We start from the raw sequence: 17726 nt of genomic DNA on the forward strand, positions 1-17726 counted from the left end.
TCTATGTGCACTCTGATCTGTGTACTATATTTATTCATCAGAGCATTAATATTTCAGCTTATGGGTCAGACTATAATGCATATAAACCCGCACATTGTTTGAAAATAATCATTGAGTAAGAAGAAAAATTGATTAATATCCATGCCCTAGTAAGACTGATCAAACTAATTGTATCAAGTTAAAGGTAAAATTTCGAAATCACACAAAATAATCAATTTTTATATTTTTCATTTAGTTAAAACATATTTTTACAGACTATCACGCTGTTCGGCTTATACTGCTTTGACCCATCGAATCAAAACCACATTTACTTTCATCACTTGATCTATTTTGACCTCTTGTTGTATTTTTCATGTAAACCATTGGAGAAAAGCACGTTCACTTTCATTCGACATCGTGTTGCATCATTGCTCAGGGAAGCTCATGACACTCAAACAATTAAAAGCCTTTTTAGTCCTTGCACATACGCTTAATTATGCCAATGCAGCCAATGAACTGTGTCTGAGCCAATCCGCTCTCAGCTTAAGTATTAAAACGCTAGAAGAGGAACTCGGTGGAAAACTGTTTAAACGCAATACACGTCGGGTAGCAATCACCACCGAAGGTCAGTCCCTGATTCCCTATGCCAAAAAGCTTCTGGCTAACTGGGAAGATATGGAAAAAGATGTCAAACAGCGCTTTAAACTCAACCGTGGCACTTTAAATATTGCCTCAATGCCCTTTGCCACCCATGCGGTACTCCCCGCAGTCATGCATGATTTTTCACAATTACACCCCAACATCAGTTTTTCCATCCATGACATTACCAATGAAAAAATTATTGAAAAAGTTCAAGAAGGCATTTTTGAGATTGGCATTTGTTTTGAACCTAAACCGAATGATCAACTGATTTTCCAGCCCTTATTTAATGAAGACTTTTTGGCTCTGTTACCCAAACACCATGCCTTAGCCAAACAAAAAAGCGTGACATGGCTGGAACTCTGCTCTTACCCTTTTGTGACCTTACAAAACCCCTCGATTATTCGACATGTAATTGAGGAACAGTGTGCGGCGCATCAAGTGGTGTTGGATTTGAAAGTCGAATGCCACCAAATCAGTTCCCTATCTCACTTTGTTGCCTATGGCATGGGCGTCAGTGCGATTCCACGGCATTTTCAGAAATTCATTGATCTTGAAAAAAATGTGTTGATTGAAATTGACGACAACCAAACTCAACTGGCGGTGGGCATTATTTATAAAAAAGATTATGAACTGTCCAACATTTCAGCCCAATTTATTGAAACCACACTTTGGCATCATTTTTAAAGCCTCACTTTTATCCTTAAAGATGAATCTCTGTTCCTATTCCTTATGAATCAAATGCTTATAATTATTTAAATATTTAAGGCATTTTGTATTCTTCGCACCTAATTCTCTCTTTTTCCTTCTTTAATATTAATGATTAATGAGTTTTTTTTATTACACATTAGAAAGATTCAATTTCTAAAAAAAGCAGTGCAATGCTAAAAAAATAACAAGCAAGGAAGATCAGGAAATAAAGGATGAATAAAGTTGTCGCAAATGCAGCCGAAGCATTGGCCGATGTGGTTGCCAATAATCAAACTATTGCTGTTGGTGGTTTTGGCCTCTGTGGTATTCCAGAAGCATTAATTGATGCCTTAAAAGAAACAGGTGTCACAGGTTTAACCTGTATTTCAAATAATGCAGGTGTAGATGGCTTTGGTTTAGGCAAACTATTAGAAACCAAACAAATTAAAAAAATGATTGCGTCTTATGTCGGTGAAAACAAAGAGTTTGAGCGCCAATATCTGAATGGTGAACTTGAAGTCGAGCTCACACCACAAGGCACACTCGCAGAAAAACTACGTTCAGGCGGTGCAGGTATTCCTGCATTTTTCACCCAGACAGGTGTAGGCACTCTCATTGCCGAAGGCAAAGAAGTTCGTGACTTTGATGGTCGTCCACATATTTTAGAAATGTCTCTCACTGCGGACATTGCTTTAGTCAAAGCCTACAAAGCCGATAAAGCGGGTAACTTAGTGTTCCGTAAAACCGCGCGTAACTTTAACCCTGACTGTGCTATGGCAGGCAAATTCACCATTGCTGAAGTCGAACAAGTGGTTGAAATTGGTGAAATTGATCCAGATGACATCCATTTACCGGGGATCTACATCAACCGTGTGGTACTGAATGCCACCCCCAAAAAGCAGATCGAACAACTGACCATTAAAGCAGAGGAAGCTTAATCATGGCTTGGACACGTAATGAAATGGCACAGCGTGCTGCCCTTGAACTCGAAGATGGTTTTTATGTCAACTTAGGTATTGGCTTACCGACCTTAGTGGCCAATTATCTACCCGAAGGGATCAATGTTTGGTTGCAGTCAGAAAATGGCTTGCTCGGTATTGATGAATTTCCAACCCGTGATGCAATCGATGCAGACTTGATTAATGCAGGAAAACAAACTGTCACCGCACGCAAAGGGGCTGCATTTTTCTCAAGCTCAGAATCCTTTGCCATGATTCGTGGTGGTCATGTCAATATTGCTATTTTAGGTGCAATGGAAGTCTCTGAAACGGGCGACTTGGCAAACTGGATGATTCCGGGTAAAAAAGTCAAAGGCATGGGCGGTGCAATGGACTTGGTCTCTGGTGTACAAAAAGTCGTGGTGCTCATGGAACACTGCGCCAAAGATGGCACGCCCAAAATTGTGCCTCAATGTACCCTACCACTCACGGGTAAAGCTGTCGTTAGCCGTATCATTACTGACTTAGGTGTGATGGATATCACTGCTGAAGGGGTGAAACTGGTTGAACTGGCACGCGATGTGAGCCTAGAACAAATTCAAAAAGCGACTGACTTAAAACTTATCATTAATGACTTTAAAGCCGCTTAAGTACAAAACGACATCATTCAAAGCAGCTTCGGCTGCTTTGTTATTGGGATCAATCAAAAAAAGATTTTCAGTTAAAAAGAAGCTTCTTTATAGCCTTTAAATCCAACATAAAACCAGCATCACCGTGACCAAGTCTATCTCCCGATATTCTCGAATTTACCGAATGATGACTCCTGCGCACATTTTTTAACTCAAATACTTGATGAAAAACTAATCCGCTCGGCTACTATATTTGCATTCCACATCCAGAGGTTCCCATGTCACAACAAGATTATGAAAATGGTTTAAAAGTTCGCACAGAAGTCATGGGCGAATCTTTTGTTAAACGTGCTCAAGACAATACTGTGCCTTTCACCCAACCTTTGCAGGACTGGATTAATGAACATGCTTGGGGCTCAACATGGCAACGTGAAGGTGTTTTACCACGTAAATATCGCTCGTTAATTACCATTGCATTTTTGACGGCACAAAAGAGTCCAACTGAGCTGAAAGGCCACGTTCGTGGTGCGCTAAATAACGGTGCAACGGTTGAAGAAATTCAAGAAGTCCTTCTGCACAGTTTGCCTTATTGCGGTGCACCTGCAACTCAAGAGGCGTTCCGCGCTGCACTGGAAGTGATTCAGGAATATCAAAGTAATTCATAAATAGACTAAGTGCCCATACAAAAGCGTTATATTGCAGTCGTATGGCGCAATTCATCTGGTTTGGCTATGCCGTATTTTTTGCCTAGCCAAACCATTTCCATTAAAAGGCTTTAGTCACACTCATGCCAACGCTAAAGTTTCGACCATCGGCAGGTTCAAAGAAACGACTATTGCTGTCATTCACAATCACTGAACCAACATAGTTACGGTCAAACAGGTTATCGACTCGGGCATAGCTGTTTACTTTCCAGTCACGGTTTACCCATAAGTAGCCGACATTTGCAGCCACAACGGTATAACTTGGTGCCGTATCTGAGTTGATATCATCGACATAAATTTTATCCATATAGCGTGCTTCTAAGCCTGCTTGAAAGCCTTGCTCAGGTTGCCATGCAATACGGGTGAACACTTGGTTTTTGGCAATTCCGGGAATATATGTCCCTTTTTCAATCAAAGGTTTGGTGCTAGTTGCTGCAATATCGGCATCAAAAGTGGCATCCAAATAACTATAGCTTGCACTAAGTTTTAAATCCTGCCAAAGCTGATGTTGCCAAGCTAGCTCAGCGCCTTGTCGTAAGGTTTGTTCTGCATTACGAAATGTATTGCGTCCCGCATTCGCATCATCAGGCACAATGTCATTTTTAGTGACAGTATTGAAAACAGCCAATGTAAACAGACCAAATGCATTTTGAGACTTTAACCCAAGCTCATAGGTATCACTACTTGCAGGTTTTAAATCGAAATTAATTCCCGATGTGGCCAATGTAGGATAAGCCATTTCGGTAAAGGTTGGGGTTTCAAAGCCTTTGCCATAACTGGCATAAGCATAGAGTTCAGGTAAAATTTCCCAACCTAAAGCCACAGACGGCAATAATTTTTGATAATCCGTTGTACCACTGTCATCACTATTGCCAGCTACAATGTAATGGTCTTCCGACTCATAATGTACATTGCTATAGCGTAAGCCTGTATCAAGATGCCATGTGGGTAAGAACTGCCATGAGGCCTGCACATACGGATCTAAATTCCATAAGGTATTATTTTCATTACGGCGTAAATCACCTTTCACGCCAAATTTCCCTTGATTATTATAATTGTTATAGCCTTTACGATCTTCGACCATTCGGTCTAAAGCCACACCGGCAACCAAAGTCGTATTCGGTAAAACCTCTTTCCCTGTCCAACGGAAGTCTGCACCATAGTAATCTCGGTCAAAATCAATCACGCCACCTGCATGGCGAGCATTGGCTTGCGGCCCCTTTGGAATCGACTGATATTGTACGACTTGTCGGTTGCCCAAATAGAACATGCTATATAGCTCTTGCTGGTCATTCAGCGGCTTCGTCCAGGTCAGTCCTGTTTGGGTTTGCTCGATTTCTTTGCGCACATCATAAGTATTGGTACGGTCATTCACTTGTTTCGGATTGGTTTTCCACTGCTCACGACTGAGGCCTTGTGGATCGTCGGCATCAATATCAACACGATTCATCACCCAGTTGATTTTACTGCCATCTTCTAAGTTCCACGTCAGTTTGGCATTATTCAATACTTTTTGTGCTGCACTATGGTCTCGAAAACCATCGGTATCAAAATAAGAAGAACTAATCACATAAGCAGGCTGATTGGCCTGTTCGGAACCCCCTTGTAATTGGATATTGGCTTGTTGCTTATGGTGGCTGCCTGCATTGAGTCCCACTTGAATTGAGTCTTTCCCTTGTCCTTCTTTGCTCTCAGCTAAGATGGTTCCCCCTGATGAGTTGCCATATAAAGATGAAAATGGCCCTGTCAGTACTTCGATGTGATCTAAACTATTGAGGTCAATATTGGAACTTTGCCCTTGGCCATCAGGCATGGTCGCAGGAATACCATCGACATACATCCGTATTCCACGTACACCAAAAGTCGAACGAGCGCCAAAGCCACGCATCGAAATCTGTAAGTCTTGCGCATAGTTTTCACGGTTATTGATTTGTAAGCCTGCAACCCCTTGTAAAACTTCGGATAGATTCACATTGGTATTGTTTTGTACTGTAACCGCTTGGACTTTTTGAATAGATGCAGAAGTCGATAACAACTCGCTATCGGTATGTACCGCTTGGACAGTGATAATAGGAAGTTGATATTCTGTCGTTTCTGCATAGGCATGCATCGTTTGTAAAATAACTGCAGTCAATAAGGCTTGTTTAAAAGGCGTATGCATCAAATAAGTTAATCGCACAATATTTCCTTGCTTGTTATTAGCATAAAAATGGGAAGCCTATCATCTCGACAGGCTTCCGATACAATAAAACGTTTTAATCGGCTAAGCTATACGCAACCACATAATCGCCATGATCAGGCGACTGACGTGCCCCACCTGCGGAAATGACCACATATTGCTTGCCTGTTTTTGGAGAAATGTAGCTCATCGGTGTACCTTGGCTACCCACAGGTAAACGCGCTTTCCATAACTCTTCACCATTCGATGAATTGAAAGCACGTAAGTAGAAGTCTTGCGTTGCAGCAAAGAATACTAAACCACCTTGTGTCGCCATTGGGCCACCAATCGTTGGCATACCTATCGGCGCTTTTAAGCCCATTTTAATGCCCATTGGGCCAGTATCTTCAACCGTACCTAAAGGTACCTGCCAAGCCACTTGACGGGTTTTCATATCAATCGCCGTCATGGTTCCGAAAGGTGGTTTTTGGCATGGAATGCCCAGTACTGACATAAAGCGGTTTTTATTCACTTTATACGGTGTACCTTTCATTGGCACTGCGCCCATACCAGTGTTGACCTTCTCTCCGCCACTGGCTTCAAGTTTTAAATCTTCAGGCGTTTGTTTAATCAGCTGAATCCACAAACCTAGGCGCATGTCGTTGACAAACATATAACGATGCGTTGGGTCAAATGCGATACTGCCCCAGTTCATCCCACCCAGCGAACCCGGAAAACTTAAAGATACATCAGAACCCGGTGCCGTAAAGAGACCGTCATAGCGCATTGATTTAAAGTTAATACGACACATCAACTGGTCAAATGGCGTTGCGCCCCACATGTCCGATTCAGTCAAAGTTTGATTGCCAATCTGTGGCATTTCAACTGAACGTGGCTGAGTTGCACTGTATTGCTCATCAGGGATATCTGCAGCTTTTACAGGTTGCTCAACCACTTTGGTTAAAGGCTTGCCTGTCACACGGTCAAGTACAAAGAACTGACCAGACTTGGTGCCAATGACAACAGCAGCTTTGGTTTGCCCATTTTGCATTGGAAAGTCGACCAAGCTTGGCTGCATGGGTAAATCAAAGTCCCAAAGGTCATTGTGAACAGTTTGATAAACCCACTTTTCTTTACCTGTGGTTGCATCCAAAGCCAAAACAGAAGAATTGTACTTATGATCTACAGGTTGACGGTTTCCGCCCCAAACATCGACCGATGAACTTCCCATCGGTAAAAATACCGTGTTCATTTGCGGGTCGTAGGACATTGCAGCCCAAGAGTTAGCCGAACTACGTTTGTAGATTTCACCCGGTTTCAGAACATAGTTTGGATTTGGGTTACGAGGATCAAAAGCCCAACGCAGTTGCCCAGTAATCACATCATAGGCACGAATCACACCACCCGGCATATCCGCTGCAAAGTTATCAGCAATACGACTCCCGACAATGACGCTAGTGCCTGCAATGGTTGGCGCTGAGGTCACTTCAAAACGAGGCGCTTGCGTACCCGCACCTAGACCTTCCAGTAAGTTCACCGTTCCATCGACACCAAAGTCTTTACAGCGTTCGCCTGTATCGGCATTGACTGCAATTAAACGACCATCAGGTGTATTGGTATAAACACGACGTGGACATGCGGTATTATTTGCCACCGCTGTCACCGCACTTGCACCTGCTAAAGTCGGTTGTACCAAGGCTTGAGTCGAGTCAAAGTAACCCACACCCCGACAACGCTCCCAAGCATCGGCTTTAGAGTTCACTTCAGCCTTCCAGATTTGTTTACCTGTGTCCGCATCTAAAGCAATGATGTTGTTATGCGGTGTACATAAAAAGACTTTATCACCGACCTGCAAAGGCGTGAGCTGGTCTTCTGCGCCATTACCCGTACCCGTAGTCATATCGCCTGTTTGAAAGCGCCATGCTTCTTTTAACTTAGACACATTATTTCGGTTGATCTGATCCAGTGCGGCAAAACGACTTCCACCAGCATCATTACCATAGTGCGACCAATTCACTTGTTGAGTTTGAGCTGTTACAGGCACTAGAGGTAGCTCTTCACCAGTGGCTTTTACCGTTGGATGTGGAATAAACATGCCATATAAACCACCCAGCATACCTAACACCGTCAAACCACCTAAGGCATAAGCAGGTGCTGAAGGCGCAATTTGAAATTGGTACTTACGAATAGCAGGTAAAGTAAAACACAGTGCGGCAAATAAACCCGCAGGAAACATTAACCGTGAATGGAGTGCCCAAAAATCCCAACCTGCATCAAACAGTGCCCAGACCACGGTTCCAAGAAAAACCAAGGCAAAGATCCAAACACCCAATGCTTTTTTTCTAAAAATAAAGATTGCGGAAATGGTGGTCAATAAGCCTGCAATCAGGAAGTACCATGAACCCCCTAGACTAATCAGTTTTCCACCACCGATTAAATAAAATAAGCCAGTCAGCAATAAAGCCAAGCCTAATATAAAGCACCATATTTTAAATATGGGTTGAGATTGCGCTTCGGACATACTTTTTACTCCAAATGCTGTGTTTTAAATGACCACTCCCACTTTGTTCTGAGCATCATTCACACCACATCCAAACTTTTGAGCATCCACAATTAGTTTGCTTCAGCAACGAAAAAAAGAGTATTTAAATTCAGCAATCACATCACTGATATTTTAAACACTCTTCCACTTCAAATACGATTAAAAATTCACCTTAACGCTAAGGCCCGCCACCCATGCGTCATCTACTTCTTTCACCCCAGAAGGTTGATAGATATATTGCAAGTTGGGTCTGAGCATCACCGCAGGAGACCATTGGTAGGTATAGTTCAACTCAACATTGAGTTCGTCATGTTGAATTGGGACATAATCGCTGGCGAGCGCGTCATAACTGTAATAACCATGGCCTTCGTTGGTGGCGATTTGTTTATCCGTCACACGGCTATTCACCACATAGTTGGCTAAACCAAAGCCAATCGAGTCATTAGGGCGACTGTCAAAAGGACCTTTATACCAAAGTGCCAACTGCTGCGTACTTTCTACAGCGGTCGTATCTCGGTCATTGATGACCCCATTGAAACTGATATATAAACCACGTTTAGGATCAGCCCCATGTTGGGTTAGTTGTTGTTGAGCATTCAACCAGAAACTATATTTGCCATCGTGGATTTCTCCTGATGTCCCCACATCTTTAGCTTCTGCTGTGGAATACAGTGCGCCGAGTTTATATTCGCCCGGTAAACCATTAAATGTGGCAAGTTTTGGTTTCCATGCCAGTTCAACTGGAATGGTGGCCCCTTCGACATTGTCCATATCGAGGTTAAAACCATCACTGTCCGAATCTGTTTTGACATTGTCAGGATTAACTTCATAGACCCCAACACCAAGTGACCAGTCTGGTGCAAATTGGTATTTCACATTGGTACCCCATAAGCTGACAGGCCAGTTATACCAAATCGAACCGATAGATTTGCCTAACTGTCCACCACACAAAAGTAAGTTCTGAAACTCACATTGCGAGCTGTTAAAATCATCGGACATGCCCATACGACCAATCTTAAATTGGACACGGTTATCATCAAATCCTGTTTTAATCCATGCTTGGGTTAAGCGCCAGATCTTGCCACGTCCATAAATTTCTTGAGTATTCCCCAAGGTGCTGGCACGTGGATCTTTAATTCGCGCTAAAGTTAATGAATTACCATCACGTTTGGTAATCATTAAGCCTGCTGTGGTATTTTCCCAACCTGCAATTTTGTTTAAATCAAAATTGGCACCTAAGGTCAACTGTGCAGCATTGTCAAAACTTCGGTCATCGTTATAACCACCAGCCAAATTGGTCGCTGCTTGGCTCATAATCGAAGCTGTAAATTTATAACCTTGATCTTCCAGTTGCTTCCGTTCACCGTTCCAATCGCCGAATAACCATTGACGGTCTGCCGAGTAAAATTCATTGGCTGACGCCAATTGGCAAGTTAAAAGCGCCAAAGATAATGTGCCTAGTTTTAAGAGTTGTTGCATAACCAAACATCCTTTTTTGTGAGGAAAGCTCAACCGAGCTTTCCATGCGGTTTTTATTATTTAATGCGAACTGCTGGACTCAATTCAGAGGTCGCACCCAAATGATCAGTCACATTCGCTGTCACACTTGCAGCCCCATTCAATACCTTCCAAGTTGCTTGACCCTGACCTTGCGCATCGGTTGTCACCACTTGAGTACCTAAATACTGCTCTGCTTCTTGACTCTTCGCTTGACGATTGGCAAAGAATTCAACTTGGTAACGTTGATTTGGTTGTGCTTGTACTTCAGCCATAACCTGACCTTTGCTATAACTCAAACGTGGCGCTTGGATATTTTGGTTGGGTATCGCATTACAACCCTGTTCATTTGGCTGGCTACAGGTTTTTTGCAGTTTCGCTGCTTCAATGACCACACCACCCCCACGAGAACCGACAAAGCCAGCATGTTCTAGCGCAGGCACAGCAAACACAATGGCACCTAAACGTTGATTGGGTACGCACGAACCACCCGCCTCACAGCGCTTAATATCTTTGCCATTGTCCCAAATTAAGTTTTGGGTCAAGGTTGTGCGGGCATTGGCATCTTTTTCTGAACGAATGGCTATCCCTAAACGGTTAGCATGAACTTTATTGCTGTCAAAAATGTTGCCATCACCCGTGAGGTTAAAGCCAATTGAGTTATTGGTCAGTTCGTTATAGGCGATATAATTACGCTTACCCCAGTTGATTTGTAAACCATCAGAGTAATTTTCAAATTTGTTACCGACCACCGCATTGTCATTACCCCACAGGATTTCAATCCCTTGTGACGGTTCTGGATTGGCTTTGGTTGAAGTAAATAGGTTATTAGCGACAAGGTTAAATGCCGCACCACGCGTCAGCTCTAAACCATCGCCATTATCTACAAACAAATTATTTAAAACTTTGTTGTTATTGGTGGTGGTCGAGGTTGGATTGCCCTTACCATCATCACCCGTTAACATCACGCCTGAACCACCGTAGTTATTACTGATACGGTTATGTTGAATCAAGTTATTGCTTGAACGGTTCACCAAAACGCCAATACAGAAACGGTGAATATCGAGACCTTTTAAGGTCACACCATTAACATCTTGCAGAACCAGACCCGGTAAAGTCATGGTACGGACATTGGTGCCATACTGTTCAGGGTTTGCCCCTGGGCAGGCTTTAGCGCCCTCACCTTTAATATAGTTTGAACCATCAATCGCAATAAACTCGCCTGTTTTGTCCCATTGCATCCCGATGATCTTCACTGAAGACTTAATTGGCGGTAAAGGCTGATTTAGTTTAATGGTATAAGGTGCTTTGCCCACAGCTTGGATGTGAATTTCATTTTCTTGCGCCGTATTGGCATTCGATTGTTCAATTGCCCAACGCAGTGAACCTTTTGCACTATCATCCTGATAACGATCCACAATATAAGTTTCTGCACTGGCCAAACCTGATGCCGCTAAACTCAAAACCAATGTGGTCAAACGTAAAGTTGATGGTTTCATATTTTAAATCCTTTTCTATCCTTGAACATGAATAACGCAGTGCATTAAGGGGTTGGTTGTACAGTTTTCAGCAACTGTTTGAGTTGAGTCACATCAATTTGACCTGGTGCAGAAGCTTCACCAATCATGCCGAAACTTAGGCTGCCACCCATGTTGGCAGTCGCCACACGTGAAATGGTGCCCAACTGTCCCATCGACATGGTCAGTAGTGGTTTTTGAGTTTTTTGACTGACCGCCAAGGTGGCATTCATGAGGGTAAAGACATCTTGTTTTGACTTTGGCATTACCGCAATTTTCAAAATGTCGGCACCCATCTGATCTTGTTTTAGCAGACGGTTTTCAATGTCTTGTTGCTCAGGTGTTTTTGCAAAATCGTGATTTGACATGATCACCAATACGTTCTTGTCATGCGCCAATTTGGTTAATTTCGCCACACTGCCTGCATCACGGAACATTTCAATATCCAGCAATTGCATAAATGGCTTTTTCAGGTATTCACGATAAATTTTTTCATAGTCTTGGTCAGACACTGTCATTTTTCCGCCTTCGTTATGAGTACGAATGGTGGCAATTAATGGTTTGTCTTTTAAAATTTGATTCAGCTGCTGGCCCAGTGCCATCACTTTTTTAGTGTCGGCAGAAAATTCCAATAAGTCGATACGAAACTCAGCCACATCTGCGTTTGGATTACTGGCAATCACTTTTGCTTGGGCAATCGCTTGTTCAGCCGTTTTTGCAGTAATCGGCACAATGGTTTTGACAGGTAAGTCACCAATATTGAGGTTTTTCACCACATAGTGTTGTACGCTTGATTGAGCTACTTCCGCTGCAAATGCTGGCATTGCTGCTAAAACAGCACTGCTTAAACAAAGTTGCATCGCAATTTTTTTGATTTTCATCATTACATTTCCTTGTATTTACAAACTATTGCCTGACTTCTGTCATCAATGGCAAATATACGTGGGATGAACGAAATGGGTCATACCATCACCACGTATAAACTTTTATCTTTAGAATTAGTTCAAGATGTCTCGCACTAAATCTTGGAAAATTTAGATATCCAAAAAGACCGTTTCGTCTTCTCCTTGAATACGAATATCAAAGCGATACACCACTTCACCATCACGCTGTTCACGTTTTGCAATAAGTGTCTGACGACGAGGTGCCCACTCAATGCCTTTCAGCACAGGATCTTGTGCATTGGCTTCCGCTTCATCTTCAAAATAGACACGGGTGTTTAAGCCAATGTTGATACCGCGTGCAAAAATAATCAGTGCAATATGCGGGGCTTGAGTTGTGCCTTTACGTCCCGGAACAGCACCCGGTTTAATGGTATTGAAACTCCAAAAACCAGTTTCAAAGTCTGCCCCTGTACGTCCCCAACCGAGGAAGTTTGGATCGACCGCTTTGCCCTGAATATCCGTCGCACTTGGATACACGCCGTTGGCATCTGCCTGCCAAATTTCAATCAATACATCGCGTAACGGCAAACCTAGACCGTCGAATACTTGACCCTCTAAGCGAATACGTTCACCTAAGGTTTTTTCTTGAACCAACTGATTGTTAAAGTTGTTTTCAAAGACTTCAATGTTGGCTTGTTGGGGCAACAAACCAATGTGTACGTATGGCCCACCTGTTTGAGATGGCGTTTCATGCAATTCTTGAAAGTTCCAATGGTTCATGTTGCTCTCCCTGAATTAAGTCAAATCATTTTCGAAATATGTCGCACGACGACCACGTAAAGTGATGTCAAAGCGGTAACAACGGCTGTCTGCTTCAATGAAGTTGCTCTTATCCTCAAGAGCAATCAGCGCGCGACGTTGTTCTTCCGAAGGAATGGTTTTAATAATCGGACACGAATCAATCAGCGTATCGCCTTCAAAGTAGAACTGAGAAATAAGACGCTGCGCCCAACCATCGGCAAGCAAAGAGAAATGGATATGCGCTGGACGCCACTCATTAATACGGTTACGCCATGGGTAAGGACCCGGCTTAATGGTACGGAATACAAAATAGCCGTTAGCATCAGTCATCATGCGGCCACAGCCGCCAAAGTTTGGGTCCATCGCACCAATAAACTGATCATTTGGATGACGATAACGGCCAGAAGCATTGGCTTGCCACACTTCGAGCAATGCATTTTTAACTGGACGCCCAAACTGATCACGGACATAACCATGCACAATAATGCGCTCACCAATCGGCAAACCTTCTTTGGCATAGTTCAAAATCAAATCGTTATCTTTAGGCCCAAACTGCTCCGCACTAAACTGTGGTGAAGTCACTTCAGTTAATGTTTCTGCAATCGAAATCAACGCATTTTTGGGCGAGCGTAATACACTGGTTTTATAGCCGGGTGCGTATGCTGGCGGGTGATCTTCGGTATTGCGTTGTGCATAAGCACCTAAAATAAGTTGCGACATGTGACGTCCCTCTTAATCTTGTTCCATTACTCTTGATTCGTTTGTTCTTGGCTAAGCTGCTGTTCGCTCAGCTTTTGCGGGGCAATGCCCAAATCTGCAAAAACTTCTTCTGCCATGTGCATGGCTGCATTGGCTGCGGGCAAACCGGCATACAGTGAACAGTGCAAAATCAACTCTTTTAAGTCGTCCTTGGTCACACCATTGTTAAAACAAGCACGTAAATGCATACGCAGTTCGTCTTCACGGCCCAGTGCCAATAACACCGCAATGGTGACTAAGCTACGGGTGTGGCGCGGCATGCCTGGTCTAGACCAGACTTCGCCCCACGCAAAACGACTGATAAAGTTTTGAAAGTCAGCATTGAAATCATTTAAGTTCTCAAGTGAACGACCGACATGCTTTTCACCCAGCACTTCAGTGCGTACAGTGATTCCTTGTTCATAACGTTGTTCATCATTCATGGGAGAAACCTCAATTAGGTCGCATCGGTATGTGCGACCAGTGATTTAACAAAAATAGCGACTGCTGCTGCTGTTGCTGGAATTAACAGCAGACTTAAAATGGCAGTAAACGACCAGTCATTGCCCAGTAGAACTGCGCCAATCCATGCACCAAATACCGCACCGAAGCGCCCAATCCCAGACATCCATGCCACACCTGTTGCACGGCATTGGGTTGGATAAAAACGCGCGCTGAGTGCTGGCATTGCCGACTGTGCACCATTAATTGCGACACCTGCGCAAAGCACTAAAATGGCAAGTAGGGTTGGATTTGCTAAGCTCTGACCAACAGCAAAGGCAAAGATCCCCGCGACAAAGTAGAAGCCTGCAATAATGCGGTTCGGGTTGAAACGGTCCATTGCCCAGCCAATAAATAAAGCACTGAGTACACCGCCAAACTGGAATAAACCACCAATAAATGCAGCACGTTCCATGGTTGCGCCAGTTTCACGCATTAAGGTTGGTAACCAACTGGTGAGTAGATAAATCATCACCAAACCCATGAAATAGGTCAGCCACAATAAAACCGTGCCTTTGACATATTTCTGAGAGAACAGCATGCCAAACACACCTTTCTTCTCTGCACCTTCAGTTTTTTCTTCAGGTACATGAAACTCAGTGACACCCTGTACTTGCGTCGGTGCAATACGCGTTAGAATTTTGCGGACTTTTTCACTGTCACGACCTTTCACAATCAAGAAACGATAGGATTCTGGCAGGAAGAAAATCACCAAGATCATCAAAATCAGTGGCGACCAACCGCCCAGTAAAAATAAGCTGTGCCAACCAAAGGTTGGGATCAACCAACTGCTAATGAAGCCACCTGTCGCCATACCTAAGTTGTAACCACAGAACATGCAGGTCACGAGTAACGAACGTGAACGCTGCGGGCAATATTCAGAAAATAGCGTGGTTGCATTCGGCATTGCAGCACCCAAACCAATACCCGTTAAAAAGCGCAAGACCACCAAGGTATTTAAGTCAGACGCATAGGCTGATGCCAAAGTAAAGCCACCAAAAATCAGCATCGAAACACTTAAGACAATCTTTCGCCCAAAGCGGTCAGCGGTTGGACCAGACACCAAAGCGCCAATAATCATGCCACCTAAAGCCGCACTCATGACTGGCCCTAATTGCGAGCGGTCTATCCCCCAGTCTTGTGCCAAGGCTGGAGCAATAAAACCCATTGCCGCAGTATCAATACCGTCAACAAAAACAATGAGAAAACATACAATTGCGATCAACCACTGATATTTGCTAATCGGTGCATCATTAATCAGTGCTTGTGCGTCTATACTCGTTTTTTGAGTAGCGTATTCCTGAGACGCCATACCTGCCTCCTTGGGCTGAAAGTCCTTTTAAAAATCCTTAAACTATTGAATCGATCCAATAAATTGAGTGAGGGTTTGGTTAAACTGCTCAGGTTGTTCAATATTGGAAAGATGCGATGCGTCAATCACCGCTAATTCACTCTTTTGAATTTGTTGTTGCATAAAAACGCCATCTGCCACTGTCGTGACTGGGTCAAATGCACCCGCAATCACTAAAGTTGGAATCTGAATCTGCTGAATTTCTGTGCTCAAATCAGCCTTAGCCAATGCTCGGCAAGATTCTGCATAACCCAATGCTGGCGTAGTCGCTAAAGACTGAATGGTACGCTGAGCCAAAGCATCGTGTTGATAATCAAACTGCTCGCTGAACCAGCGTGTATGCGTAGTCGCAACCAAATCCGCTAAGCCATTGGCTGTCACAGCATCTGCACGAGCATTCCAACCTTCTTCAGTCCAAATTTTGGCTGCTGAATTCGCCACAGTGATACTATGAAAACGATCTGCATGGTGAATACCGAGCCACAAAGCCGTCATACCGCCCATTGAAATCCCGCAAAAATGCGCTTTTTCAATGTTTAAACCATCAAGAATATCAATCACATCTTCTGCAAGGTTTTGTACAGTGGTCTGCTCAATCACATCACTTTGCCCATGACCACGCGTGTCATAAGTCACCACTTTGAACTGCTGTTCGAAGGCAGCAACTTGTGGCTGCCACATGCCTTTATCGGTACCCAATGAGTTTGAAAATACAATCACAGGTGCATGGTCTTGCCCACTGATTGCCACGGATAAAGTCTTGCCTTGACGATTGGTCATCGTGATATTCACTTTGCCTCTCCTTTTGCTTCTTGCAACACCGCATCAATCTGGTCTTGAATATTGCCGAGATATGACGCGGGTTTAAAAATTTCTGAAATCTGAGCTGCACTAAAATAGGCTTTGACTTGATCGAGTTCAGTAATGACCTCTTTTAAGTGAACACCTTTTGCAACCGCTGTTTTACATGCGTCCTCTACCAGATGATGAGCTTGTAAACGTCCGATGTGTGGTGCCAAAGCCATCATCACCGCTTCCGCCATAATTAAGCCTTGCGTACATTCCAAATTGCGTTGCATATTTTCAACATTGACTTGCATCCCCTGTAACACATCCAAAGTCCGCTCTAAAGCACCAGCACAGAGTTGGAAAATTTCAGGCAATGCCAGCCATTCCGCATGCCATCCACCTAAACTACGCTCATGTTCCTGCACCATGCTTTGGTACAAACTCGACATCAGCACAGGCACACGATTGGCTGCTGCCAATACGGATGCCGCAGCAACAGGATTACGCTTATGTGGCATGGTTGATGAGCCACCACGCCCTTTCGCTGCTGGCTCAAATACTTCTGCAATTTCAGTTTGCATCATCAAAGACCAGTCACGTGCCATTTTGCCCAGACTACCTGTCGCTATTGCGAGAACACTCGCCACTTCGACAATACGGTCGCGCTCACCATGCCAAGTACAGCTTGGAACAGAAAGTTGTAACTGTGCTGCAAATGCTTGCACAACTGCTGTGCCTTGATTTTGCAAAGATGCCAATGAACCCACTGCACCGCCTAATTGCGCAGTGAACACACGTGATTTCATGGCTTCAATACGGGTCAAATCACGATGAAAAGCCGAAGCCCAACGTGCGAATTTATGACCCAACGTAATGGGTAGACCCTGCTGCAACCACGTGCGTCCAATCATCACTTGTGAACGATATTGTTCAGCTTGGGTCAATGCAGTGCGGTAACATTGTTGAATTAAAGATTCCACCTGTTGTAGCGCAGCACGACATTGCAAAAGACAAGCAGTATCTAAAATGTCTTGACTGGTTGCGCCCCAATGCACATAACGTGCAGCATCTTCATCGCTTTGTTTCACAATCGCGGTTAATTGCTTCACAAAAGGAATCGCGATATTGCCTGCCAAGCCTGTTGCAACAGCCAAAGCATTAAAATCAATCTGATCGAGTGCAGTTGCTGCAATGTTTGAAATTGCTGTTGCTGCAGATTCTGGAATAACACCAACCTGAGCCTGCGCTTGTGCCAAGGCAACTTCAGCCTCAATCATGTATGACACCAACGCGCGATCACTGAAAATTTCAGTCACCTCGTTTTGGTAAAATAAGCTGGCATATAACTGGCTCATGATCGCTATCCTTA

At 43.7% G+C, this 17726-nt stretch carries 15 protein-coding genes; 4 read left to right on the forward strand and 11 right to left on the reverse strand.

What is annotated here, in order from left to right; genetic code table 11:
• Positions 1 to 423: 423 nt before the first annotated feature.
• The 4 genes from ACZ8ZH_RS13370 to ACZ8ZH_RS13385 all read left to right on the forward strand — a co-directional run bounded on the left by ACZ8ZH_RS13370 (position 424) and on the right by ACZ8ZH_RS13385 (position 3540).
• Positions 424 to 1305, forward strand: coding sequence for a LysR family transcriptional regulator (locus ACZ8ZH_RS13370; protein WP_470247756.1), 882 nt, complete (start codon positions 424 to 426; stop codon positions 1303 to 1305).
• A gap of 236 nt (positions 1306 to 1541) precedes the next feature.
• Positions 1542 to 2246: a CoA transferase subunit A gene (locus ACZ8ZH_RS13375; protein WP_086208637.1), complete on the forward strand. Its 705-nt coding sequence runs from the start codon at positions 1542 to 1544 to the stop codon at positions 2244 to 2246.
• A gap of 2 nt (positions 2247 to 2248) precedes the next feature.
• Complete coding sequence (locus tag ACZ8ZH_RS13380) at positions 2249 to 2896, forward strand: CoA transferase subunit B (protein ID WP_119064230.1); 648 nt, start codon at positions 2249 to 2251, stop codon at positions 2894 to 2896.
• A gap of 257 nt (positions 2897 to 3153) precedes the next feature.
• Entirely contained in the window at positions 3154 to 3540 is a 387-nt protein-coding gene (locus ACZ8ZH_RS13385) for a carboxymuconolactone decarboxylase family protein (protein WP_004981378.1), read from the forward strand.
• Between the two features lie 100 nt (positions 3541 to 3640).
• Here the strand turns inward: ACZ8ZH_RS13385 and ACZ8ZH_RS13390 are convergent, their stop codons facing one another.
• From ACZ8ZH_RS13390 to pcaB, 11 genes are all read right to left on the reverse strand, one after another.
• On the reverse strand, positions 3641 to 5740 hold the full coding sequence (locus ACZ8ZH_RS13390) for a TonB-dependent receptor (protein ID WP_119064228.1): 2100 nt from the start codon (positions 5738 to 5740) through the stop codon (positions 3641 to 3643).
• A 94-nt stretch (positions 5741 to 5834) separates the two neighbouring features.
• Positions 5835 to 8258, reverse strand: coding sequence for a glucose/quinate/shikimate family membrane-bound PQQ-dependent dehydrogenase (locus tag ACZ8ZH_RS13395; RefSeq protein WP_119064226.1), 2424 nt, complete (start codon positions 8256 to 8258; stop codon positions 5835 to 5837).
• A gap of 180 nt (positions 8259 to 8438) precedes the next feature.
• Positions 8439 to 9758, reverse strand: a complete 1320-nt coding sequence (locus ACZ8ZH_RS13400) for a carbohydrate porin (protein ID WP_119064224.1) — start codon at positions 9756 to 9758, stop codon at positions 8439 to 8441.
• Positions 9759 to 9814: 56 nt separating this feature from the next.
• Positions 9815 to 11275 (reverse strand): right-handed parallel beta-helix repeat-containing protein, encoded by a 1461-nt coding sequence (locus ACZ8ZH_RS13405; protein WP_119064222.1) that lies wholly within the window; start codon positions 11273 to 11275, stop codon positions 9815 to 9817.
• Positions 11276 to 11319: 44 nt separating this feature from the next.
• Positions 11320 to 12177 (reverse strand): type I 3-dehydroquinate dehydratase, encoded by an 858-nt coding sequence (aroD, locus tag ACZ8ZH_RS13410; RefSeq protein WP_119064220.1) that lies wholly within the window; start codon positions 12175 to 12177, stop codon positions 11320 to 11322.
• Between the two features lie 150 nt (positions 12178 to 12327).
• Positions 12328 to 12957 (reverse strand): protocatechuate 3,4-dioxygenase subunit alpha, encoded by a 630-nt coding sequence (pcaG, locus tag ACZ8ZH_RS13415; protein WP_119064218.1) that lies wholly within the window; start codon positions 12955 to 12957, stop codon positions 12328 to 12330.
• A gap of 15 nt (positions 12958 to 12972) precedes the next feature.
• Positions 12973 to 13698, reverse strand: coding sequence for a protocatechuate 3,4-dioxygenase subunit beta (pcaH, locus tag ACZ8ZH_RS13420; RefSeq protein ID WP_004981392.1), 726 nt, complete (start codon positions 13696 to 13698; stop codon positions 12973 to 12975).
• 26 nt (positions 13699 to 13724) lie between these two features.
• On the reverse strand, positions 13725 to 14159 hold the full coding sequence (gene pcaC / locus ACZ8ZH_RS13425; protein ID WP_004981395.1) for a 4-carboxymuconolactone decarboxylase: 435 nt from the start codon (positions 14157 to 14159) through the stop codon (positions 13725 to 13727).
• 14 nt (positions 14160 to 14173) lie between these two features.
• Positions 14174 to 15529, reverse strand: coding sequence for a 4-hydroxybenzoate transporter PcaK (gene pcaK, locus ACZ8ZH_RS13430; protein ID WP_119064217.1), 1356 nt, complete (start codon positions 15527 to 15529; stop codon positions 14174 to 14176).
• 42 nt (positions 15530 to 15571) lie between these two features.
• The gene (pcaD, locus tag ACZ8ZH_RS13435; RefSeq protein ID WP_416332351.1) at positions 15572 to 16348 is read right to left on the reverse strand and encodes a 3-oxoadipate enol-lactonase; all 777 of its coding nucleotides are present in this window, start codon (positions 16346 to 16348) and stop codon (positions 15572 to 15574) included.
• An 8-nt stretch (positions 16349 to 16356) separates the two neighbouring features.
• Positions 16357 to 17712 carry a 3-carboxy-cis,cis-muconate cycloisomerase gene (gene pcaB, locus ACZ8ZH_RS13440; protein WP_086208648.1) on the reverse strand — a complete coding sequence of 452 codons (1356 nt, stop codon included), beginning with the start codon at positions 17710 to 17712 and terminating at the stop codon, positions 16357 to 16359.
• Positions 17713 to 17726: the final 14 nt, after the last annotated feature.

It is taken from the genome of Acinetobacter sp. SW-226 (assembly GCF_055632855.1).